Here is a 25,018-nt window from a genome sequence, read left to right on the forward strand (position 1 = left end):
CAAACTATCGGTAAAGTGTTTTTACACTCTCGAAAACAATAATGACTAATTCATTTTGCAAATGCTTATCTTTGTGCTTTAAAAATAAAAAAATGACAAATAACGATATATTTAAAAAGCTTCGAGTAGCCTTGATGTTACGTGACGACCAAATAGTAGAAATTTTAGAATTGGTAGATTTTAGAATTTCAAAATCAGAATTGGGCGCTTTTTTTCGTGATGAAAAACACGAAAACTATATGGAATGTGGGGATCAGGTTTTGCGTAACTTCTTAAACGGATTAGTAATACATTTAAGAGGAACCAAAGAAAATCCGAAAAATCCAAATGATGTTTTGGCTAAACACAAAGCGGAAATTCCAAAGAAAGAAAGTTCAAAAGATAGACCAGAATTTAAAGCTAAACCAAAGGATGAAGAACGATCTCGTGGAGATCAAAGCCCATCAAAATCGAATTCAGCTAAAAAGCCTAGTAAAAAAGAATTTCCAAAAGGTAACGGAAAAACACCCGTTGTAGAAAAAGTAAAATACAATTTTGGTAAAAACAAAAAATCCTAAGACTACTTAGGATTTTTTGTTTTTATTAATAATAACTATTAGTTACTTGTAAATATAATTGCAAATTCCAAATCTTCACCAGCTCTCAATTCATCAGAGGCAATTTTTTGATTATTCAAAGTGTTTTTAATATAATCATTAAGTACATTATCTTTACTGTTAGTCTCCACAACAACTATTTCGCGATTTTCATTCAAAGTAATTTTTACTTTTACTAAAACCTCTTGATATGCATTCTCAGAAAATGGGCTACTATTGAATAAAGTAGTTAATTCTTTATTCGTTTCAATTTTTTCTATTGGATTAGGATGATTTGTATTAGCAAAAGTATTAGCAATAAATAAAGTAGCAATAACCGTTAAAAATAATTTTTTCATGATTTTTAGTTTTTAATTACAGGACAAAAGTACAACAGTTTTTCCGTATAAAAACTTACAAAATAGAACTTAACCTGTTGATAACGCATGCTTTAAATCTTATTTTTTTCTATATCAAAAAAAAATATCTTTTAAAATTTTTGACTAAACAAAAAAAACGACTATAAATTACACTTATCACATAAAAATAGCCAAAAGACCTACAAAAGTTAATTTCAAATTGATAACATTAAATTTACATTGGTAACATTTAGTTAACATTGAAATATATAAATAGTTGCTTATTACGACATCTGCATAAAAAATCCTGAATGAAAGTTCAGGATTTTTCTATGTCTTAATTGGTCCTATTCCATAATTATAAAGACTAACTCTTTTTTAGCCTTTATCGAAAATTGTAATAGTTTTTTGTTAAATTTGATATACATCTAGTAATTAATCTTCAATTAAAAGAGTAAGTAAAAAAGCCAGAGCAAATAAGGATTTAATTGCATCCTGGTGCAAAAGAAGTATAAAGGCGATAAGATTGTTTTCTTCAGTTCCTAAATTAATGAGAAACCACGAAATAACACATTACAAATATATTATAGCTATGCTAAATTTTACTTTTCAACGCAATAAGCCTGTCAAAAATAATAACGCTAATAGTTGGAATTCTATTTTTGTTTTTTTTACATTAATGTCTTTTTTCTCAGTTGTTTCTCAATCCCAAAAAAGGGAAATGGATTCCATTGTTAAAGAAATTGGAATTAAAAATAGGGTAAATCAGCTTATGCTTGAGGGTAAAGCTGAAAATGAAAAGAAAACGAGACAGGAAAAATACATTAGTTACCAAAAAGTCCAAAAACAAAATAGAATCTTCAATTTAATAGAATTTGAATTGCAAAATGCAAAGATTCTTTTAAACAGGGGATTTGACTACAAGGATATTACTGAAGAAATTCATCAATTAAAAGAATGGGAAGAATTTGCCGTTAAAGGAATTGTAGGGGAAAAAAAATTCAGAGTTCAAACTGACAGAAATCTTAGTTCAACTTCCATCTTACTTGATGAATTATTAAAACGTGCCAGTAATCGTTTGTTGAAAATAAGTGTAGAAAATCAACAGGTAAGTAGAGCGCAAGAAAGAATTGATTCCTTAGTTGCAGATAAAAATTTGTATTATGTACCTACGGATTCTGTTGCCCGTGAAATTTATCGACTGCAATCCCTAAAAATTGATGCCGATATTAATTCTATCTCAGAAAGGCTAAAAAATGCAGTGGACAGCATCCAAACATTGGAAATTATGGGTGACCGATTAAAATTTAAAATTGAGTCAGATATAATTGAAAATGATAGACTCAGAAAATTAGAAGTTGATCAGTTATTTACCAAGAAAGTGCCTGTTTTTGAGAGTCTTAATATCAAAAGGTTGATAATTGATGATCCATTGGCTTTTTCTTTAAAAACAAATTATTTGGTATTATATTTTTATGTGATAAACAATATAAACTCTATTCTTTTGATGCTGATTCTAATAGTAGGAACTGCAATATATTTTAAACTGCAAAAGAATAAATTCCTTGATTTGGGTTATAAAAAAGAAATGTTATTTGATATATATATCCTAAATAGTCCTATTACCACTGCTATTTTGGCTGTTCTGAATTTGTATCAGTTTGTTCTTCCTATGCCACCGCTTATTTTTTCAATCATAACTTGGACAATATCGACCATCTCATTGACTATAATAATGAGGAAATCAATCAATACATTTGTTTGGAAAATCTGGATTGCTATTTTTCTATTGAATATGATTGCTTTTTTTGATATTATAATTTTGATTCACTTTGTAGGGGAGTCCTTTTTGATTTTGGCAATAAACTGTTTAGGCATTGGAATAGGAATTTATGCATTCATGAATAGGGCGAAAATTCAAAGAAAAGTTTATTTGTGGTATATCATTGCAGCAGCTATTCTTCAGTTCTTTTCATTCTATTATTTGCTAAATGGCCATTATAATCTGGGTAAATTTTTAATGACAAAAGCTGTTTATCTTATTATAGTAGTGTTTTCTCTTTATAGCACCTTTATTATTGTTAAGGAAATTAATTTGATATCTAAAATTTTGAAAGTTGATGATGAAGACAAGCGAAAGAAAAACTTAAATGGTATTCCTCACCAATTTAGTATTGGGTTTTATTTAATCCTCTTTGTTTGCTGTTTTTTGTTGATGATAAGAAATACCTATACTTTTCAAAATATTGTTGATCCTTTTAGAAATACCATCTCTGAACCTAGAAGCCTTGGAAATATTACATTCACATTTGAAAATATTCTAACCTTTTTTGTTGTAATTCTATTGTCTAATTTCCTTTCAAAAGTGGTTTCATTTTTAGCTTCAGATAATCAAATTATTAAAGATAAAAACAAGAGCAAAAATTTTGGAAGCTGGTTATTTTTATCCCGAATAACTATTGTGACTTTAGGTGTTTTACTTGCTTTTGGGTCAGCAGGAATCCCTCTGGATAAAATAACTTTAATCATTAGTGCCTTGGGAGTTGGTATTGGTTTTGGTATGCAGAGTTTAGTTAATAATCTAATAAGTGGATTGATTATAGCCTTTGAAAAACCGGTAAGTTTAGACGATATTATTGAAGTTGGCGCACAATCTGGGAAAATGAAATCAATTGGTATCCGAAGCAGTGTGGTGACAACATTTGATGGAGCCGATGTAGTTATTCCAAACGGAGAATTATTAAACCAAAATTTAACCAATTGGACTCTTGGGAGCAGTAGCCGAAGATCAGAAATCCGATTTGGTGTAGCTTATGGAACCGACTTAGAATTAACCAAAAATTTACTTTTTGTAATTCTAGAGAAAAATACGAATGTCCTTATGAGACCTCAGCCAGCAATTTGGTTTACTAAATTTGGAGACAGCTCAATCGACTTAGTTCTGAAATATTGGATCAGCCATTTTGATTTTGATAATGACACGAGAAGTGAATTGATAATTGCTATTGACAAAACATTGAAAGAAAATAACATTGTGATTCCTTTTTCTCAACAGGATATTCATATAATTAATAATGAATCCGATAGTAAGCTAGAAGAATCTGAAGAACCAGAATCTGAGACTTAATGCAATAAGAAAAAGCAGCAGTAAAATTATAATTTTACTGCTGCTTTTTCTTATTGAAATATTACAAATTACACAGTTGTATTTGTAATTTACAGGAAAGCATTTTGCAATTTTGACGACTTTGAAAGCCATTAATCTAAAATATTTACGAACTGCAGCTTAACATAGAACAGCCTACTTTATCTCTGGCCCAATCTGGTCTTTTGGCAAACCATTTTTGACTGTTAGGTTGCTCATCGTAAGGTTTTTTGAGTAATTCAAATAGTTCATTAAGTAATGAATAATCTCCTTTATCGGCATCATCAATACATAGTTGTGCTATATAATTTCGCAATACATATTTGGGATTTACGGCATTCATCTGCTCTTTTCTTTCGGCATCGGTCAGTGATTCCTGAATGATTCTGTTCTTGTAATGCTCTAGCCAAACATGCCAATTATCCAAAATAGACGCATTAAGATCTTTCTCGTTATAAAAAGCTTCTTTAATTACATCAAAAGCAACTTCTACCGTATCCGTTTTTTGGATGTTACTCAGATTCCTAAAGAAAATGGTCATATCTGTTTCTATCAATTGAAGTAATTCAGTCAAGCTTTCAATTAAAATAGCATCTTCCTCTTTTGTTACTTTTAATCCAAGTTTATTTCGCATCATGTTCAAATACTCTTTTTGATAGTTAACACTAAAAGCGTTTAAGATTTCCTCTAGCGGCTTTGCATCATTAATCAAAAGATATAAGGCATTTGCTAATTTGTATAAATTCCACAATGCAATTTCTGGCTGATTCCCAAATCGGTATCGTTTATTTTCTCTATCGGTTGTATTTGGAGTCCAATTTGGGTTGTAATCCTCTAACCATCCATAAGGACCATAATCTATAGTTACGCCATGAATAGACATATTATCGGTATTCATCACGCCATGAACAAAGCCAACGCGTTGCCAGTGTACAATCATATCTAGTGTTGTTCGACTAACTTCTTGAAAAAAGTCAAGATATTTTGTTACACTTTCACTTTTGATATCAGGAAAATGATGTTTGATGGTAAAATCGGTTAGCAATTTGAGATTAACACGATCATTTCGAGAATAAAATAATTCAAAACTACCAAAACGAATAAAAGATGGTGCTACTCTACAAACAATTGCGCCTTTTTCATAAGCAGGATTTCCGTTATATAATATGTCTCGTAATACTTCATCTCCAGAAAGCATCAAAGAAAGTGAACGCGTCGTTGGAACTCCTAAATAATGCATGGCTTCGGCACACAAATGTTCTCGTATGGAAGAACGCAAAACGGCAAAACCATCGGCGGTACGAGAATAGGGGGTAGGTCCTGCTCCTTTTAGTTGTAAAGTATAGGATTGATTATTATGTACAACTTCGGTTAGATTGATGGCGCGACCATCTCCCAATTGCCCAGCCCAGTTACCAAATTGATGCCCTGCATAAGGTAAAGCATAAGGTTTTGTTTCTGGGTAAACAGTTTTTCCTGAAAAAACATTCAAAAACTCCTCCGATACTATATCCTTTGAAGATAATCCTATTAAATATGCTACTTCTTCCGAAGCGTGAATAAAAGTAGGTTTAGAAGGTTGCTTTGGTGTAACATATGAAAAACAAGCTCGTTCTACTTGTCTTGGAATATTGATTTCGCTTGGATCAGCAGGTAGTTCTGTTGTGAAATTATTTTGAATATGAAGTTTCATATGGGGATATTTATTTTTTTTATTGGTCGTATGTAATTCGCGTGAATGCTATCAGTTTTTACTACTTATTTTCGGTCATGCTCATTTCATTTCTCACTAAATTAATAATACGTAAAGATATTTCATATCTAATAGATAATCGAATCCTAATGATAACTTTATTTTATATGCAAAATCATTATAGTTATAGATATGGAAGTCTAAAATAAATTAATGTCTGAATTGAAACAGAAAACCAATTATTTGTATAATACTAGCTGTAGATAATTTTGAAGAATACAAATTATTAATTTAGTTTTACAATAAAAACTGATGAAATCATTTGATGTAGCGATTATTGGTAGTGGTCCCGCTGGTGCTTCTGCGGCTTTTGAGTTATCCAAATCAGGAATTTCAACTGTAATTATTGAAAAAGAAACCCTGCCAAGATATAAAACTTGTGGTGGAGGACTTGTTTATCGAGGTCTCAAAAAGATGCCGTTTGATATTTCATCTGTAGTAGAAAAGAATTTCCATTCAATGGATCTTTATTTTTCTAAAAAATACCCTTGTATCACTACCAAAAGAGAAAATCCTATCGTTACCATGGTTATGCGTGATACTTTTGATAATTTAATAGTAGAAAAAGCCAGGAATAATGGAGTTACTTTATTGCAAAATCATAAAGTTTTGGATATTACTTTTGGAGAAACTCAAACGATTCATACAACTGAAGGAGATGTTAGTGTTAAATTTATTATAGCTGCAGATGGCGCATTAAGTCCAATAGCTAAAATAGCAGGCTGGAAAGAAACGAGAACAATCATTCCGGCATTAGAATATGAAGTTGAAGTTCCTGCACTTGATTTTGAACGATTGTCTAAAGAGGTTCGTTTTGATATTGATGCTATTCCTTATGGATACGGGTGGTGTTTTCCTAAAAAAAATCATCTTTCGATTGGGGTTGGAGTTATGGTGAAAACCAATAAAAAAATGAATCTCAAACACTATTATGCTGAGTATTTAAAAACATTAGGGATTACAGAAATACTGAATGAAGTAGGACATGGTTTTGTCGTTCCAGTAACACCGAGAACAGATTATTTTGTGCAAAAAAATGTTTTTTTAACAGGAGATGCTGCAGGTTTAGCAGATCCATTAGTTGCAGAAGGTATTTCGAACGCCATTCTGAGTGGTGTGCAAGCTGCTCAAGCTATTATAGAAAGTAATTTAGATTCAGAAAAGGCTGCCACTTTATATGTTGAAAAATTAGAAACTACTATTTTGCCTGAAATTAAAAGAGGTGCTATACTTGCGCGTCAATTTTATTGTAAAAAAAGCTTTAGAAATATTATTTTAAAAAAATACGGACAGTATTCTGCCGAAGCTATGACTGATTTGTTTATGGGGGAAAGAACTTATCCTAAAGATTACATAGCAAGTATTAGTAAAAAGATTAAAGAGACAATTTTTAAATAATAGTTTTTTAAATAATCTTAATTAAAAATAAAAAATCCTGAGCTTTCACTCAGGATTTTCAATATATAAGTTTTTCTTATTTAATTAAGAAAGTGCAGCTTGTACTTGATCAGCAGCTTCTTGAAATTGTACTGCAGATAAAATTGGCATTCCAGAATTATCAATTAATTCTTTTGCAATTTCAGCATTTGTACCTTGTAAACGAACAATGATTGGCACTTTAATAGCATCTCCCATGTTTTTGTAAGCGTCAACAACACCTTGAGCAACACGGTCACAACGAACGATTCCTCCAAAAATATTAATCAAAATTGCTTTTACGTTTGGATCTTTCAAGATAATACGGAAAGCAGTTTCAACACGTTTTGCATCAGCAGTTCCACCTACGTCAAGGAAGTTTGCAGGTTCAAAACCAGCATACTTAATTAAATCCATAGTTGCCATTGCAAGACCTGCACCGTTTACCATACATCCTACAGTTCCGTCAAGATCTACATAGTTTAATCCTACTTCTTTAGCTTCAACCTCGATTGGATTTTCCTCACGAATGTCACGCATATCAGCATATACTTTTTGTCTGTATAAAGCATTATCATCGATATTTACTTTAGCATCTACAGCTAATATTTTATCATCCGAAGTTTTTAAAACTGGGTTGATTTCAAACATAGAAGCGTCAGAACCAATGTAAGCTTTGTATAATGCATCGATGAATTTTACCATTTCTTTGAAAGCATTTCCAGAAAGACCTAAATTAAAGGCAATTCTTCTTGCTTGAAAACCTTGTAATCCAACAGCTGGATCAATTTCTTCAGTAAAAATTAAGTGTGGAGTGTGTTCTGCAACTTCTTCAATATCCATACCACCTTCAGTAGAATACATGATCATATTACGTCCAGTTCCTCTATTTAAAAGAACAGAAACATAAAATTCAGAAGTTTCGCTTTCACCTGGGTAATATACATCTTCAGCAATTAAAACTTTGTGTACTTTTTTTCCTTCTGCTGAAGTTTGAGGTGTAACTAATTGCATTCCGATGATTTCTTCTGCAATTCCTTCTACTTTGTCAATTCCTTTAGCAAGCTTAACTCCACCACCTTTTCCACGACCACCTGCGTGAACTTGAGCTTTTACTACATACCAGCTAGTACCAGTTTCAGTAGTTAATTGTTTTGCAGCTGCTACCGCTTCTACTGGACTATTAGCTACAATTCCACGTTGAATGCGAACGCCATAGCTAGCTAAAATTTCTTTTCCTTGATATTCGTGTATGTTCATAATATATGTTTTGACTAGATTCTAAAAATTTATTTCATATCGAAAGTGGCGCAAAAATAGCAAAATTAAATTTAATTAAAACTTTTTTTACTCATATCTTATAATGTTTGAAAGCAAAAAACTGATTCCTATGCTTTAAATGGAATTGAAAAATAAAATTTAAAAATAATCATCTATTTTGTTAAAATAATTATCTCTAAAATGTATTACCCTATATTTATTACAAAAACAGTTGCTTTTAAAAAAACAGAAAAATATTTATTGATAATATATCAATTGAAAAGTGAAAAATAAGCATTATTATCAATTTTATATTATATTTTTAATTTTATAGCAAAAATAAGACCTTAAGTCAAGATTCATTAGTTATATGTTATGAAATCTTTAATTTTGTAAAAAAAAATATCAAGCATGAGAGTTAAAGAACAAGGTCTTTATTTACCCGAATTTGAGCACGACAACTGTGGCGCAGGATTTATATGTAATTTGAATGGAATCAAGTCTAATGATATTATTCACAAGGCTCTAGACATCCTTATCAAGTTGGAACATCGTGGAGCGGTAAGCTCAGATGGAAGAACTGGTGATGGTGCTGGAATCTTATTTGATATTCCACATGATTTCTTCAAGAAGGTCTGTGATTTTGAAATTCCAGAAGTTAGAGAATATGCAGTAGGTATGACTTTTATGCCAAAAAGCCCTAACCAAGTTGCCTTTTGCAAAGAAACTTTTGAATCTGCAATAAAAGATCAAAACCTATCTATTTTAGGATGGAGAGATGTTCCTGTGGATGTTTCTAATTTAGGACAAATAGCTGCCGAGAAAGAACCAACTGTAAAACAAGTATTTGTTGGTAAAAATGGTCAGGATATTACTGAGCAACAATTCAACGCCAAATTATTTATGGCTAGAAAAATTGCTGAGCATACGATTCGCAATTCAAGAACTTCTGAAAGTCATATGTTTTACTTCTCAAGTTGTTCTACTACTACTATTATATACAAAGGTCTATTGATGCCAGAAGACATCAGTAGATACTATACTGATTTATTAGATAGCGATTTGGTAACCCGTTTAGCTTTGGTTCACCAACGTTTCTCTACAAACACTTTCCCTTCTTGGGATTTGGCACAACCATTTAGATATATGTGTCACAATGGTGAAATTAATACATTAAGAGGAAACGTGAGCAGAATGCGTGCTCGTGAAGAATTAATGAAAAGTGATGTTTTTGGAGATGATTTGAAAAAATTATTCCCAATCATTTTAGAAGGAAAATCAGATTCTGCTTCTATGGATATGGTTGTTGAGTTATTATTAATGACTGGACGTTCTTTGCCAGAAGTAATGATGATGGTTGTTCCTGAAGCATGGGAAAAACACAAAACCATGTCTGATGAGAAAAAAGCATTCTACGAATACAATGCTTGTATTATGGAGCCTTGGGATGGTCCAGCTTCTATTCCATTTACAGATGGTAACGTAATTGGAGCATTATTAGATAGAAATGGATTACGTCCTTCTCGTTATACATTGACTAAAAGCGGTTTTGTTATCATGTCATCAGAGATTGGTGTACTTGATGTAAAACCAGAAGATGTAATTCAACACGGAAGATTAGAGCCAGGAAAAATGTTCTTAGTGGACATGAATGAAGGTCGTATTGTTGAAGATGATGAAATCAAACATTCAGTAGTTACTAAACGCCCTTATAGAGAGTGGTTAGATAACAATATGTTACAATTGGCACAAATTCCTTATACGAATAATCCAATTCCAACTGAAGAAACTGATTTTGAAGCTAGACAACGTTTGTTTGGTTATACAATCGAAGATTTAAAAACAATCATTAATCCAATGGGAGGGCAAGGTAATGAAGCTTTGAGTTCTATGGGTAATGATACGCCACTTGCTATATTATCAGATCAACCGCAATTATTATATAACTATTTCAAACAATTATTTGCTCAGGTTACTAATCCACCATTGGATGGTATTCGTGAAGAAATAATCACAGATACGAGTTTAGCAGTTGGAGGAGATTACAACATCTTTGATATTACTGATGTTCACTGTAAAAAAATCAAAATTCAAAACCCAGTTATTTCTAATGAGGATTTGGATAAAATTAGAAGTATCGATCATGCTGATTTCAAATCAGTAACTATTTCTACTTTATATAAAATTGAAAAAGGTGTAAATGGTTTGGAACGTGCTTTAGAAAAATGTGTACAAGCAACATTCAAAGCAGTTTCAGAAGGATGCAATATCGTTATTCTTTCAGATAGAGGAGTAAACGAAAAAATGGCTCCAATACCAATGTTGTTAGCTACTTCTTATATTCACCACTCTTTGAACATTCTAAAAGTTCGTTCTAAATTTGGTATTATAATCGAATCTGCTGAACCACGTGAACCACATCATTTTGCTTTATTGTTTGGATACGGTGCAAGTGCTATCAATCCTTACATGGTAAATGAAATTCTTCATGACCAAGTAAATCAAGGTTTTATTACAGGAATAAAAGCAGATTATGCAATTACAAACTATAATAAAGCAATTGCAAAAGGTATTCTGAAAATCATGAATAAAATAGGAATCTCTACTTTGCATTCCTATAAAGCAGCTCAAATTTTTGAAATTTTAGGTTTAAATAAAACCTTTAGTTCAAAATACTTCCCTTATACTCCTTCAAGAATAGAAGGAATTGGATTAATGGAAATTGAAAGAGAAGTTAAGAAAAGACATGTAAATGCATTTCCAAAATCTAAAATTGCAAATTTATTGCCTTTAGAAATTGGAGGAATTTACAGATGGAGAAGAAATGGTGAAAAACACATGTTCAATCCAACTACAATTTCAAAATTACAACAAGCAGTTCGTTTGAATAGCCCAGAAAGCTATAAAGAATACTCTAAAATGGTTAACGAGCAAAGTGAAAACTTGATGACTATTAGAGGTTTATTTGAATTTAACAATTTAGACCCAATTTCTATTGATGAAGTAGAACCATGGACTGAAATTGTGAAGAAATTCAAAACTGGTGCGATGTCTTACGGATCTATCAGCCAGGAAGCTCATGAGAATTTAGCGATTGCAATGAACAGAATTGGAGGTAAATCTAACTCTGGAGAAGGTGGAGAAAACCCAAAACGTTTCCAAAAAGAATTGAATGGTGATTCTAAAAATAGTGCCATCAAACAAGTAGCATCTGGAAGATTTGGAGTTTCTATTAACTACCTGACAAATGCGCAAGAGATTCAGATTAAAATGGCTCAAGGTGCAAAACCTGGAGAAGGTGGACAATTACCTGGTGAAAAAGTAGTGCCTTGGATTGCAGAAACAAGAAATTCTACTCCTTATGTAGGTCTTATTTCTCCTCCACCTCACCACGATATTTATTCTATTGAAGATTTATCTCAATTGATATTTGATTTAAAAAATGCTAACAGAGAAGCTAGAGTAAACGTTAAATTAGTTGCCGAAGTTGGAGTTGGAACAATTGCTGCCGGTGTTGCTAAAGCAAAAGCGGACGTTATCTTAATTTCTGGATACGATGGAGGAACTGGTGCTGCACCATTAACTTCATTACAACATACAGGTATTCCATGGGAACTCGGTCTTGCCGAAGCACAACAAACTTTAATCTTGAACGATTTAAGAAGTCGTGTAGTTTTAGAATGTGATGGTCAATTGAAAACAGGTCGTGACGTAGCTATCGCTGCTTTACTTGGTGCTGAAGAGTTTGGTTTTGCAACTGCTCCTCTTGTAGCTTCAGGTTGTATCATGATGAGAGCTTGTCACTTGAATACTTGCCCAGTAGGTATTGCAACACAAGATCCTGAATTGAGAAAAAATTTCAAAGGAACACCTGAACATATCATCAACTTCATGTACTTTATCGCTGAAGAGTTGAGAGAAATTATGGCTCAACTTGGTTTCAGAACATTGAAAGAAATGGTTGGACAATCTCAAAAATTAAATGTTAATAAAGCTATTAAACATTATAAAGCGAATGGATTAGATTTGTCTACCATCCTTTACAAACCAGAGAAAGCGAAAACAGTTCCAAATCACAATACAACTACTCAAGATCACGCATTAGAAAATGTACTTGATTTTGATATTATAAAAGCGGCTATTCCATCTATTTATAGAAAAGAGAAAACAAGAGTTACATTTGATATCAAAAATACAGACCGTTCTGTAGGTGCGATTTTAAGTAATGAGATTTCAAAAATATATGGTTCTCAAGGATTGCCTGAAGATACTATTCTTGTTGACTTTACAGGTTCTGCTGGACAAAGTTTTGGAGCTTTTGCAACTAACGGATTGTCATTTAAAATTCATGGAAACTGTAATGACTATTTAGGAAAAGGGCTTTCTGGAGGGAAATTAATTATCAAAGTACCACCTACAGCTACTTTTGTACCTGAAGATAATATTATCATTGGTAACGTTGCTTTATACGGTGCAATTACCGGAGAAGCTTACATCAACGGTATGGCTGGAGAGCGTTTTGCTGTTAGAAACTCTGGAGCTACTGCTGTTGTTGAAGGAATTGGAGATCACGGTTGTGAATACATGACAGGAGGAACAGTAGTTATTCTTGGAAAAACAGGTAGAAACTTCGCAGCTGGTATGAGCGGTGGTGTTGCTTATGTATATGACGACAAAAAGAAATTTGAAAATGGATTGTGCAATATGGAAATGGTTGCCTTAGAGACATTAGAAGAAGATGATTTAGCGAAATTAAAACACTTAATCAAAAATCATTCTATGTACACCAATAGCCCTTTAGCGAAACGCATATTAGGAGATTGGGAAAATGAGAGCAAACATTTCATTAAAGTAATGCCAACAGATTACAAAAAGGCATTACAAAGATTGGCAGAAGAAAAGCAAATTGAAGAATTAATAGCACAACAATAGTCATGGGTAAAATAGGAGGATTTAAAGAATATAATAGAGCCGACGAAAGTAACGTTGCTGTTCAAGAAAGAGTTACAAATTATAATGAGTTTACAATTCCGTTAACAAAAGAAAAAATCAAAGAACAAGGTTCTAGATGTATGGATTGCGGAATTCCATTTTGTCATAGCTCATGTCCGTTAGGAAATTTAATTCCTGATTTTAACGACATGGTGCACCAGGAAGAATGGGAAAGTGCCTTGGAAATTTTACAATCAACAAATAACTTTCCAGAATTTACAGGTCGTTTATGTCCTGCACCATGTGAGAAATCATGTGTTCTAGGAATAATAAAAGAACCAGTTGCTATCGAGAATATTGAAAAAAATATTATTGAAAGAGGTTTTGCTGAAGGATGGATTAAACCACAAGCTCCAGCAGTAAGAACTGGAAAAACAGTTGCAGTTATTGGATCAGGTCCTGCTGGATTAGCAGCTGCTCAACAATTAAATCGTGCAGGACATACTGTTACGGTTTTTGAAAGAGACAATGCAATAGGAGGTTTATTACGTTATGGAATTCCAAATTTCAAATTGGAAAAAGGAATTATTGACAGACGTGTATTAATACTAGAAGCTGAAGGAATCATTTTTAAAACAAATGTGAACGTAGGTGTTAACTATAGTGTTGAAGAATTAAATGCTTTTGATTCTATCGTATTATGTGGTGGAGCTACTGAAAAAAGAGGTTTGCCAACTAAAGGAGCAGATAGTAAAGGTGTTGTTCAGGCAATGGATTTCTTGACACAACAAACTAAAGTTGTATTTGGTGAAAAAATTGAAGATCAAGTATTAGCTACTGGAAAAGATGTTATCGTTATCGGTGGTGGTGATACTGGATCAGATTGTGTTGGTACTTCAAACAGACACGGAGCAAAATCGGTGACTAATTTTGAAATCATGCCAAAACCACCAATCGGAAGAAGCGAAACTACTCCTTGGCCATTTTGGCCTTTACAGTTGAAAACATCTTCATCTCACGAAGAAGGATGTGATAGAAACTGGTTAATTAATACTAAAGAATTCCTTGCTAATGAAAAAGGAGAATTAGTTGGATTAAAAACTGTTGAAGTTCAATGGAAATTAACTCCAGGACAAAGACCAGAATTAATTGAAAAAGAAGGTTCAGAGAAAACTTGGCCTTGTGATTTGGCTTTGTTAGCTTTAGGCTTTACAGGTCCAGAAAAAACATTAGCAGAGCAATTAGGTTTAGAAGTTGATGTTAGAACTAATTATAAAGCTACTAACTATCAAACGAATGTTCCTCACATCTTCACTGCTGGAGATATGAGAAGAGGACAATCTCTAATTGTATGGGCAATCTCTGAAGGCCGTGAAGCTGCAAGAGAAGTTGATTTATATTTGATGGGTTATAGCAATTTACCAACTAAAGGTAATGGTGATTTACCTGCTTTATAATATTTGAAATACTAAATTTAAAATCCCTTGATAATACATTTTATCAAGGGATTTTTTTTGGCAATGTCTCGTCCTGAAAAAAGTTGCTCATCTTTCAGCTTTGATGAATAATTTTGTCATTTTTTTTAATGCTTTGGGTGAATGCATCCAATTGGTGTTGTCTAGTGTTTGCTTTCCTATTTCGGCAAATCGGGAAAACATTTCTTTTTCATAATGGGCTATTGCCGATTTTAAATCCATGAATTTTCCGTTGGTTAAACTTTTGCTTAATTGTAAAGCATCAAACATGGCCATATTTACCCCTTCGCCTGCAAATGGAGGCATTAAATGTGCTGCATCGCCTAGTAAGGTTATATTTGGTTGTGCTTCCCAATATTGGTCTAAAGGCATGCAGTATTGGGGCCTTGGAATGAATATTGTATTTTCTGCTTCAAATAGTTCTTTCCAAATTGGATTCCAACTGGAGTAGGTTTTTCTGAACCATTCCAAAACTTGTTTACCATTTTTAAAATTAATACCATTTTCTTCAAGCCAATTTATTTCTTCTTTCCAGCTTAGAGCAAATTTCAGATTATCGTCACCTTTGGCACTTACTGCAGTTATTGTTTTTGAATCGCCCAGAGCCATAATTTTTCCATCTTTAAAAAAGGCATTAATATTTGGTGCATTTTCATCAACATTTTCAATAGTTGCCTGTAAAATGGTAACTCCCGAGTAAAAGGCTTGGATTGGGGTCACAAATGGGCGAATTTTAGAATTTGCGCCATCAGCCCCGATTATAATATCAGCATTTGCTTTGTTTCCATTTTCGAAAATAATTTCCCAAGCGTCATCTTTTTTTTCTAGAGAAATAATGTGACTATCCCAAACAACGGTATCGGGTTTAAGAGAATCCAATAAAATAGTTCGTAATGTCCCACGTTCTATTTCGGGGCTAAACCATTCGTCTCCAAAATTACCCATATTCTCATTATTCTCGTCAAATAAAATGTTAGTATGTTCATCCACAATGCGAGTTCGTTCATTATCATTTCTATAATTTGCTTTGAAGGCATCCATCAAACCAGCTTCTTCTAGTGCTTTTAATCCCGAGTGTTTGTGTAAGTCTAATCTTGTTCCCTGCACTCTTACTTCTTTATTGAAATCTCTTTCATATACTTTTACAGTAGCACCTTTTTTTTGTAAAAGTCTTACCAATGTGAGTCCGCCTGGTCCTCCACCAATGATAGCGATTCCTTTGTTATTTAGTAAATTCATTTTAGATTGTTTAATATGATATAAAATTAAAATAATCTAATAAGACAAAATAGCTACATTTGTTCTTAATTTAGTCCTAAAGGATCATTAATGGAAATAATAATAGAAGAGGGGAACAGTTCATGGAAAAGCTTTACAGATAAGTTGAACATGACGGTTGATGATAGTGGTAGAGTTATTATTCCAAAGCAATTTGGAAAAGGATTTCTACAGCGTTTCAAATTTAATTCGAGTCTTAGAATGATGATTCAAGATTATGAGTTGAAGGAAGATTTGCTTATAAAAAGAACTATTGAGGAAAATATTACTGGAGTAGTAATCTTTAAATTTCATAATATCTTTTTAAGAAATATCGAAAATAAAGACTCACTTACCCATATGAAATTACGTCAGTCTGTTCAGCTTTTTTCTGGAAATATAAATGGAGATCAGTTTTATCCTAGTAAGACTTTGTTCAATTCTATTGTAATCGGGATTGAAATAGCGTACTTGAAAGAATTGCTAAAAGTAGATTATCAAAATACTATTTTGGATACTATTACAAACCAAAAGCAGTCTTTTTTGTTTGAAGAATTGTTACCAGCTAGCATACAAAAAGTGGCTTTTGAAATGTTGTCAAATTCAATTCCAAGCAATTTAGCTTCTTTTTATTATAAGGTAAAAGCCGAAGAATTGGTATGTCTATTGATTGCTGAATTGCTGAAAAGGGAAAATACAGCTATATCTGCATTGAATGTAGATGATGTGCAAGCCATTTATAAAATTAGAGATGCTATGTTGAAGCAATTGGATGTTTCACCAAATCTAGACGCATTAGCTTCAGAGATTAATTTTAGCAAATCAAAACTCAAACGCCTTTTTAAGCAAATATTTGGGATCAGTCTTTTTCATTATTTTCAATCGTTCCGAATGCAAGAAGCGGCTGCTTTACTTCGAGAACATAAATTATCAGTTTCTGAAGTGGGTTTCCGAATGGGTTTTAGTAATCTGAGTCATTTTACCAGACTTTTTGAAACGCATATTGGGGTAAAACCAAAAAAGTATTCTATGGAAACTTAGTTGCTTTTATAATTGGTCCACAAATATAATATTTAGAACTGAAGATAATTATTTACTTGCTAAGTCTTTAATTTGAGTAATTATAACTCCAAATTTTAATCGATACATTCCATAAGCAACAAATCACCATCAGTGTGAGTTAAGACAACAAGTCCGTCTTGAGCAACACTATTACTGGATCCTGTTCGATAGCCCATAGTAAGGGTATCATTTTCTAAAGTATATTTTAAATTTTGAGAATAGATTCCGTTTACAATTCCAACAGGTATTAGAGAAATTGGTGTGCCTGCGGTGTACCATTTTTCAAATTTATTTGGAAGTAAAAATATTTTGGAATGGTCGTCGAGAATTACAATTTTTAGCAAATCTCGATATCGAACTATGTTGGTAACGTTAGTTAGCGTATGATCGGCACGTTTTCCTGTAGCCCAAACGACATTTACTGCGGGTATTTTTCTTTCGATAAGGTAATCAAATGCTTTTTCTAAGTCGGTTTTGTCTTGGTCTGGGGTGTATATAATTTCAAGGGGATATTGTGTGGTTTTATATATCTCTGGATCAAAGCCTCGGTCGAAATCACCCAATAAAACATCTACTTTAATGTCTAATTCCATTACTCGTTCCATTGCCGAATCGAGTACAATTACCAACGGAGACCATTCTAATAACTGCCCTAATAATTCGGGATTGCAGGAGGCACCGTTAGCAATGATTAAAGCAGGTTCTTGGTCGTCGCGAACGATATGGTGTGATGACATTTGATTTTGATTTTAGAATTCTGATTTTTGATTTCAGAGTGAAGAATATTAGAATAGGATATGGGGTTTTGAATTTAGATTTTTACCTAAATTTTCTGTAAAGTTATGAAATATCTTAAATCTAAAACCGTTAATCTTCAATCAATAGCCCAGATAGTAATGAAAAATAAACCAGTGTTATAAACTTTAGTTTAGTTAGGTTACAAGAACGACCAACGGAAGTTCCTTGAAACCTTTACTAAACTGTTTATAAAACTGGTTTATTTGTAATGAATAGCTGGATTAGCTACTGAATAGTATAAGTTTTGGTATCTATTTCTGAAAGTTGAAAAAAGCCATATGGATAGTCATCAGAATTGGTTTGGTTGATGATATTTCCTCGCAAAGTTGCTGGTGCTGTAGCAAAAGGTCCATTATTAGTTCCTGTTGTATTAAGTAATTTGGTCATGTAATTACTGTATTTTTCTGTGATTCCTTGTAGACCAAATTCGATTAGATCGCCTTTTTTGATATCGTCACTACGATAGAAGGCAAACATTTCATTACCTTGGGAAAATTCATCAGTAAGAACGTTATATTCAGCATAAGCGATGTTTTTATTCTTTACTCCTATGAAATAAAAATTATCTTCGGCTCCATTATCTTGAAAGTAGTATTTGATCTCATATACATCTTTGCCTTCAATCCCCGGTTTTATAGATTGCTCTATTCTTAGGATATCTGGAGTGGGCATAAAAGTAGAAGTAGAGGTGTAATTTTGCCCTTTGTAGGTTATGTTAAGGGTGTAATTATTGCCAATAATAGGAACAAAGTCGTTACAGTTATATTCTCCTGTTTGTTCGTCCTCGATAAATTTATAGGTGACTGGAGTGCTCAAAGAAACGTTGGTAACAGTCACGACAGCTCCTGTGGCAACTGGAATTGTGTTAGAATAATAGTCGGTAGTTGTGGTTAATATGATTTGTTGAAAGTTTCCTTTTGATTCTTTTTCCCATTTTATAGAGGCGTCTATAACTAGTTTTGGAGCAGCATTTTCCAAATCGACATTGACTACATCTTCACAACTGATAACAGTGAAAGAAGTGATTAGAAGGGTTATGAATAGTTTTATGTTTTTCATTGTATTAAAATTTAAAATTATAAGAAACTGAAGGCACGGCTCCAAAAATAGATAGTCTCACAGCTTCGTTTGCGCCAGTATCTGCATTTTCTCTAAAGCTGATTGAAGCGGCATTTTTTCGGTTATAGATGTTGTAAATGCTAAAAACCCATTCGCCCTGCCAACCTTTATTTTTATATGGTTTAGGAGTGTAAGTTGCTGAAACATCTAAATGGTTATAGATGGGTAAGCTACTTGCATTTCGTACTCCATAGTTTGGCACAGTAATTCCTTGGTAAACATATTGTCCGTTAGGAAAGTTTGTGGGTTGTCCTGATTGTAAGGTAAAATTACCTCCAAAATTCCATTTTTCGCTTAAGGTATAATTTGCGGTAACAGCTAAGTTGTGTAATTTGTCATAAGCAGAACGGTACCATTCGCCGTTATTGATTCCGACTTCGTCTGGTGTTCTTCCAGGTGTTCTTTGTTGCGATTTGGAAATGGTGTAAGCAATCCATCCGTTCAATTTGCCACTGTTTTTTCGAAGCAATACTTCTAGACCATAAGATCGCATTTCTCCGTTAAGAACTACCTGTTCAATGGCTTCATTGGCAATTAAATCTGCGCCATCAATGTAATCCATTCTGTTTTGGATTTTTTTATAAAAGCTTTCTAATTCTAAAGTGTATTTATTGTCTTTAAAATTATTGAAATACCCAACCGCTACTTGATCTGCAATTTGTGGTTTTAAATAATTATCACTTGGCGTCCAAACATCAAGAGGAGTTGGGGAAGCAGTATTGGTAATTAATTGCAGGTATTGCACCATGCGGTTGTAACTAGCTTTTACGGATTGATTTTTATTCAGTTCGTAAGCTACTGAAAGACGAGGTTCAAAGTAGCCATAATCAGCGATGCTTTCGTTTTTTTTGTACGAAACTGTTCCGATAGGTGTTGCTTTTTCGTAAATTTTCAAATCAGAATCGTAAGCTACAGGTTGATTATTTGTGTATAGGTTGACTGTTGAACTTCCCAATCTCCTGAATGAACTATAGCGTACACCATAATTGACAGCTAATTTATCCGTTAAGATTTGTTCGGCTTCTATGTAGATACCGTTTTCAGAAGCGTATTTTTTTTCTAATTGTTTATAGTTGATTGTAGAATTAGAACCGCTTGGGTCAATAGTACCAGGATTGAAGTCGTAATAGGTAGAGTTAACTCCGTAATTTAGTTTGATATTATTACTTATATAATGTTTGAAATCATATTTTAAATTGTAATTCTTAATTCCGGAATCCCAATTAAATCCAAGGAAATCAAGCGTTAATCCATAATAGTAATTGCTGTAGATAAACGATAGATTAGAGAATAATTTCTCACTGAAAAGATGATTCCATCTCAAGTTTAAAGTTGCATTTCCGTATGTATTTGCAAAAGTTTCATTTAAAGAAAAGACATCTCTCCCAAAATATCCAGAAAGATACATGCTATTATTTGGGTTGAATTTATAATTCAGCTTTGTATTTAAATCATAAAAATAGGCTGAATTGTCATTGTTGGCTAATTTTAAAAATAGGTGAGCATAAGAAGCACGACCTCCAATTAAGAAAGAGCCTTTATCTTTTACAATAGGACCTTCCGCAAGGATTCGGCTAGTAATTAGACCAATACCACCATTTGCATGAAATTCATTACTGTTTCCGTCTTTTTGATAAACATCTAATACTGAGGAAGCTCGTCCTCCATATTTAGCAGGAATTCCGCCTTTGTATAATTTTAAATCTTTGATAGCATCTGGATTAAAAACAGAGAAAAAACCAAAAACGTGCGAAGAGTTAAAAATCATTGCTTCGTCTAAAAGTATCAAATTCTGATCGGCACCACCACCACGAACGTTAAAACCTGATTGTCCTTCACCGGCGTTGGTAACTCCGGGCAGAAATAAAATCGATTTGATAACATCGACTTCTCCCATAACAACGGGCATTTTTTTGATAGTGGCAATGGATAATTTGTTGACACTCATTTCAGGTTTCCGAATGTTAGCAGTATTTTTTTCGGAATTAATTACTACTTCTTTTAATTCATTTCCCGATTCTTTAAGTGAAAAGTTTCTTTTAACGCTTTTGGTCAATGAAATTTTTTCGGTAATATTTTGAAAACCTACATAACTAATTATAACATCATAATCGCCTTTGGGTAAAGTGAGGGAATAAAAGCCATATTCATTGGTAGAAGCTCCTATTTTTAATTCAGGAAAATAAACGTTTACACCAATCAAGGTTTCGTTGCTTTTGGCATCCGTAATGGTTCCGCTAATGGTGAGTTTTTGTTTGTTAGTGTCGGCATTGTTCGTTTCTTGCGAAAAAACAGTTAATGCACTCAATAAGAAGAGGGTTGTGTGAATAAATTTCTTAAAAATCATTATAAGGGTTTTGAGTTGTAAATTAGACGTGCTTTTGTACTATTTATTACATAGTGGAAGTTAATTTATTGTTAATAAACAGCTTATTGTACTAGGGCTGTTGAATTGAAAGAGAATGAGTTTTGCTAATGTTTTCATTGTTAAAGGTTTGATGTTATTAGGCAAAAATCAATAATAATAGTGGGTTGAGTGTTCTTAATTATAAATCGGAACAACTTTTTTTAAATTCAGAAGGTGTTTTTCCTGTAACTTTTTTGAATGTAGTATTAAAAACGGTCTTTGAATTAAAACCAACTTCAAAGGCAATTCCAAGTAAGTTCAGGTAATTCATTTCTGGAGTAGACAATAATTTTTTAGCTTCTTCAATGCGATAGCGATTGACAAATTGATAAAAATTTTCATGAAATCCAGAGTTGATTGCATACGAAAGCTGATGGGAAGTAATATTTAATTTCGAGGCAAGTTTAATTAAACTCAATTCACAATCTAAAAAAGGCTTTTCTGTTTGCATTAATTGTAGTAATTCGGACTTGATGAATTCTAATTTTTCATCTTCAATTATCTTTTTTCTATTTTCTTCTGGAATTAAAGATTCGATGATAATCTCTTTTAATTCTTTTTTATCTTTTTTAGAATAAGGGTAAATTTCTTTTTGTTTTAAAGAATAGTACGCGATATAAAAAATGATAAAAAGGTTTATGATTTCTAAAAAGAGATAGTAATATTCATTTTCGTTTTTAACTTGAAATATAATACCAGTTGCCCAATATAGTGCTAGAAAGATTACCGCCAATGTTATGTTTTTGAGCCATTTTAAATCAACACTTTCTATGGCTGAAGAAAAAAGTTTTATGTCTTTTTGGTGTTTTGTTATTTTTTTAAAGCATAAATAACAATAGCCAATAACTTGAATACCAATAAGACAATTGAAAATTAGAGAAATTAATCCCAATATATTTGAGGTAATAGTACTAGAAGGTTTTAGAAAAAAAGTGAAAACTATAAAGAGAAATGCTAAACCAAAATGTAAAAAACATTTTGGTCTCCATTTTTTTGTTGGGTTTATAAAAGAAGAAACACTTAAATAGAATAGTGGTGAAATAAAGAAACTCGAGATTTCAATAATCTTATAAAGCGAATTATTTTTCAGTTGAAATAAAACACTGTTGCTATTTTGTATAAATAAACAAAGAACAAATAGTGTTAGCCATTTATTGGCATTGATGTTCGCTTTATGTATATTAATAAATAACATAAATACTAACATCAAACAAGCTCCTGGAATTATAATGGCTAATATGTTATCCATACTATTTTAAAAGAGTTTTTTAAGGATTCTAAAAGGTTTAAAAATGCTTTTTATAAAACTCTCTATATTTCCTGAATTGCTAAAGGAAGATCTTCAACTTTTTCTTTGGCTCTTTTTTTCCCAAGTTTGTTTACACGATACATCAATAGTATAGAAATAAGAGAAATTGAAATAATTATAATTCCTAAAGTATTGTAATGTTCTAATGGACTAAATTTATCTTTTTGAATAACGACTGTTCCTGCAAAAGCTGCTGCGATTCCACCTGCTATTTGTTGCAAAGACGAATTGATACTCATAAAAGCACCTCGGTCTTGCATTTCTGGAATTGCTGTTACCAATGCTGTTGAAGGTACCATACGCCCCATAACTCCCATCATCATTAGTACATTTACCAATGCAACTATTACAAAAGGAGTAGCTCCCAGATTTGTGTAGATTGCAATCGTTACAATGGTCCATAAAGAACCAAATGCAAATATTTTGTATTTGTCTATTCGATCACTCAATTTCCCAATTAACGGCATTACTATTAATGTAGACAAACCCGAAATCATGAATAACATTGGTAATTCATTTTCGGTTATTTTTAAATTATTTATGGCAAAAGCACTACCAAATGGCATCAACATAAAACCTCCAATGGAAAGCAAAGCCGTGGCTGTAAAACCAACTCGGTAATCTTTTTTTGCAATGGTGTGTATTAAGTGTTTAAATGCTGATTTGTCTGATTGTATCTCTAAGTGTTTTGTAATTGGTTGTAATTTAACGGCTATAATCAAAGCAATAATGCCAGCCATTGTGGCAACCCATAGAAATGGAGCATGCCAACCCCAAGCATTAGCAATATACAAACCAATCGGAATACCTAAAATCTGACTGGCGCCAAATCCCATTTGTATAAATCCCATCACTCTTCCTCGTTGCTGAAGGCTAAATAAATCGGCAACAATAGCCATAGAGATGGAACCAATAACGCCTCCAAATAAACCAGTGATGATTCTTGCGGCTACCAACCAATAATAGGAAGTCACTATTCCGCATAAAATGGTTCCTGCAATAAAACCAATGTAGAAAAATAATAATAATTTTTTTCGGTCAAATTTATCAGCAAAACCAGCTGTTAGTAAACCTGAAATTCCTGCGCTAAAGGCATATGCAGAAACTACTAAACCAAAACTGGCAGGTTTTAAGTCCAGCGATTTCATCAGAATATCTCCCATAGGAGACATAACCATAAAATCTAGAATTACGGTAAATTGTGTAATTGCCAGTAAAAAAACGGCTAGTTTTTGATACGATGTAAAAGGGATTGACGGAGTATTTTTTTCTTTCATTTTCTTTTGTTTATTCTAATGCAACACATTCAAAATTGTGTTTATCAATAAGGTCAATTATTTGTTCTTCGGATAATGTTTTGCTTACAATTCGCAAAACACAGTCAATATCTTCTTGGTCAATATTCCATTGATGGATTTCGGAATGTTTGTCCAGAGTATTTATTATTTTTGCTTATCATTTTCGGTTTTTATATTGGTTGCAAAAACCAATACATTTTCTAAATGGTTTTCCATGGTTCATTATTTTAGGGGGTCAATGCTTTTATAACTAATTCAAATGCTTCTTCACTTATTTCTTGAGTGAGTTTAAAAGGCCCTCCTCCAAAATTTTTGCCTTCGTTCTCGAAGCGTAATAAAGAATATAGAGGTCCGTAGGCAATGCTCCAAAATACTTCTACAGAAACTGGAATTAATTCTTTTTTATCTATAGCATTTTTGAAAAAACTTCCCATTATGATTTTGAAATCGGATAGACTTTCTTCTAAGATAAAATCTCTGTAACTGGAATGGCTTAACAATTCCCAACAAGCAACATTCAACGGATGTTTTAGCGCAAATCGAGATCTGTTTTCCCATTGTTTTCGTAAACCTTCTTTGAAAGGCATCGTTGGTGAAAAATCTTTGCCCATTTCACTAAAGAAACTGTGTCCAATTTCGATTCCAATTTTCTTTATTAAATCGTCTTTGTCCGAATAATAGATGTATAAAGTAGCAACTGAAACCCCTGATTCTTTTGCCAATCGATTCATGCTAAAACCTTCAATTCCTTTTTCTACAAGCAATTCAATGGCTTTTTGTTTGACAATTTCTTCTTTATTGGAATCTCTAGTTCTCATTTTTTATTTTTTAATGAAGCAAAAGTATTAAATAT

The 25,018-nt window shown here is 32.6% G+C and carries 16 protein-coding genes; 6 read left to right on the forward strand and 10 right to left on the reverse strand.

Going from position 1 to position 25,018, the window contains the following annotated elements:
* The first annotated feature begins 92 nt into the window (after positions 1–92).
* On the forward strand, positions 93–557 hold the full coding sequence (locus tag ACUN3A_RS14395) for a DUF1456 family protein (protein WP_445551972.1): 465 nt from the start codon (positions 93–95) through the stop codon (positions 555–557).
* Between the two features lie 38 nt (positions 558–595).
* Here the strand turns inward: ACUN3A_RS14395 and ACUN3A_RS14400 are convergent, their stop codons facing one another.
* Positions 596–934 (reverse strand): hypothetical protein, encoded by a 339-nt coding sequence (locus ACUN3A_RS14400; protein WP_445551973.1) that lies wholly within the window; start codon positions 932–934, stop codon positions 596–598.
* Between the two features lie 721 nt (positions 935–1,655).
* Here ACUN3A_RS14400 and ACUN3A_RS14405 point away from each other — a divergent pair.
* Positions 1,656–4,061 carry a mechanosensitive ion channel family protein gene (locus ACUN3A_RS14405; protein ID WP_445551974.1) on the forward strand — a complete coding sequence of 802 codons (2,406 nt, stop codon included), beginning with the start codon at positions 1,656–1,658 and terminating at the stop codon, positions 4,059–4,061.
* A gap of 145 nt (positions 4,062–4,206) precedes the next feature.
* Here the strand turns inward: ACUN3A_RS14405 and ACUN3A_RS14410 are convergent, their stop codons facing one another.
* Complete coding sequence (locus ACUN3A_RS14410; protein WP_445551975.1) at positions 4,207–5,772, reverse strand: protein adenylyltransferase SelO; 1,566 nt, start codon at positions 5,770–5,772, stop codon at positions 4,207–4,209.
* 312 nt (positions 5,773–6,084) lie between these two features.
* Here ACUN3A_RS14410 and ACUN3A_RS14415 point away from each other — a divergent pair, with 312 nt between their 5' ends.
* On the forward strand, positions 6,085–7,230 hold the full coding sequence (locus ACUN3A_RS14415) for a geranylgeranyl reductase family protein (protein WP_445551976.1): 1,146 nt from the start codon (positions 6,085–6,087) through the stop codon (positions 7,228–7,230).
* Between the two features lie 84 nt (positions 7,231–7,314).
* Here the strand turns inward: ACUN3A_RS14415 and sucC are convergent, their stop codons facing one another.
* Entirely contained in the window at positions 7,315–8,508 is a 1,194-nt protein-coding gene (gene sucC, locus ACUN3A_RS14420; RefSeq protein WP_445551977.1) for an ADP-forming succinate--CoA ligase subunit beta, read from the reverse strand.
* A gap of 411 nt (positions 8,509–8,919) precedes the next feature.
* On the opposite strand from sucC, the gene gltB reads away from it, so the two are divergent.
* Both gltB and ACUN3A_RS14430 read left to right on the forward strand, forming a co-directional pair.
* Positions 8,920–13,440 carry a glutamate synthase large subunit gene (gltB, locus tag ACUN3A_RS14425; RefSeq protein WP_445551978.1) on the forward strand — a complete coding sequence of 1,507 codons (4,521 nt, stop codon included), beginning with the start codon at positions 8,920–8,922 and terminating at the stop codon, positions 13,438–13,440.
* 2 nt (positions 13,441–13,442) lie between these two features.
* A complete protein-coding gene (locus ACUN3A_RS14430) occupies positions 13,443–14,897 on the forward strand; it encodes a glutamate synthase subunit beta (protein WP_445551979.1) in 1,455 nt (484 codons plus the stop codon).
* An 87-nt stretch (positions 14,898–14,984) separates the two neighbouring features.
* Here ACUN3A_RS14430 and ACUN3A_RS14435 read toward each other — a convergent pair whose 3' ends face one another.
* Positions 14,985–16,154: an FAD-dependent oxidoreductase gene (locus ACUN3A_RS14435; RefSeq protein ID WP_445551980.1), complete on the reverse strand. Its 1,170-nt coding sequence runs from the start codon at positions 16,152–16,154 to the stop codon at positions 14,985–14,987.
* A 90-nt stretch (positions 16,155–16,244) separates the two neighbouring features.
* On the opposite strand from ACUN3A_RS14435, the gene ACUN3A_RS14440 reads away from it, so the two are divergent.
* Positions 16,245–17,213 carry a helix-turn-helix domain-containing protein gene (locus ACUN3A_RS14440; protein ID WP_445551981.1) on the forward strand — a complete coding sequence of 323 codons (969 nt, stop codon included), beginning with the start codon at positions 16,245–16,247 and terminating at the stop codon, positions 17,211–17,213.
* 95 nt (positions 17,214–17,308) lie between these two features.
* On the opposite strand, the gene ACUN3A_RS14445 is transcribed toward ACUN3A_RS14440, so the two are convergent.
* The 6 genes from ACUN3A_RS14445 to ACUN3A_RS14470 form a co-directional block, all read right to left on the reverse strand.
* Positions 17,309–17,971: a thiamine diphosphokinase gene (locus tag ACUN3A_RS14445; protein ID WP_445551982.1), complete on the reverse strand. Its 663-nt coding sequence runs from the start codon at positions 17,969–17,971 to the stop codon at positions 17,309–17,311.
* 286 nt (positions 17,972–18,257) lie between these two features.
* Positions 18,258–19,091 carry a DUF4249 family protein gene (locus ACUN3A_RS14450; protein ID WP_445551983.1) on the reverse strand — a complete coding sequence of 278 codons (834 nt, stop codon included), beginning with the start codon at positions 19,089–19,091 and terminating at the stop codon, positions 18,258–18,260.
* A gap of 4 nt (positions 19,092–19,095) precedes the next feature.
* Positions 19,096–21,498, reverse strand: coding sequence for a TonB-dependent receptor (locus ACUN3A_RS14455; RefSeq protein ID WP_445551984.1), 2,403 nt, complete (start codon positions 21,496–21,498; stop codon positions 19,096–19,098).
* Positions 21,499–21,697: 199 nt separating this feature from the next.
* Positions 21,698–22,807: a helix-turn-helix domain-containing protein gene (locus ACUN3A_RS14460; protein ID WP_445551985.1), complete on the reverse strand. Its 1,110-nt coding sequence runs from the start codon at positions 22,805–22,807 to the stop codon at positions 21,698–21,700.
* 62 nt (positions 22,808–22,869) lie between these two features.
* Positions 22,870–24,144, reverse strand: a complete 1,275-nt coding sequence (locus ACUN3A_RS14465) for an MFS transporter (RefSeq protein WP_445551986.1) — start codon at positions 24,142–24,144, stop codon at positions 22,870–22,872.
* 248 nt (positions 24,145–24,392) lie between these two features.
* A complete protein-coding gene (locus ACUN3A_RS14470) occupies positions 24,393–24,983 on the reverse strand; it encodes a TetR/AcrR family transcriptional regulator (protein WP_445551987.1) in 591 nt (196 codons plus the stop codon).
* Positions 24,984–25,018: the final 35 nt, after the last annotated feature.

It is taken from the genome of Flavobacterium sp. WC2509 (assembly GCF_052683105.1).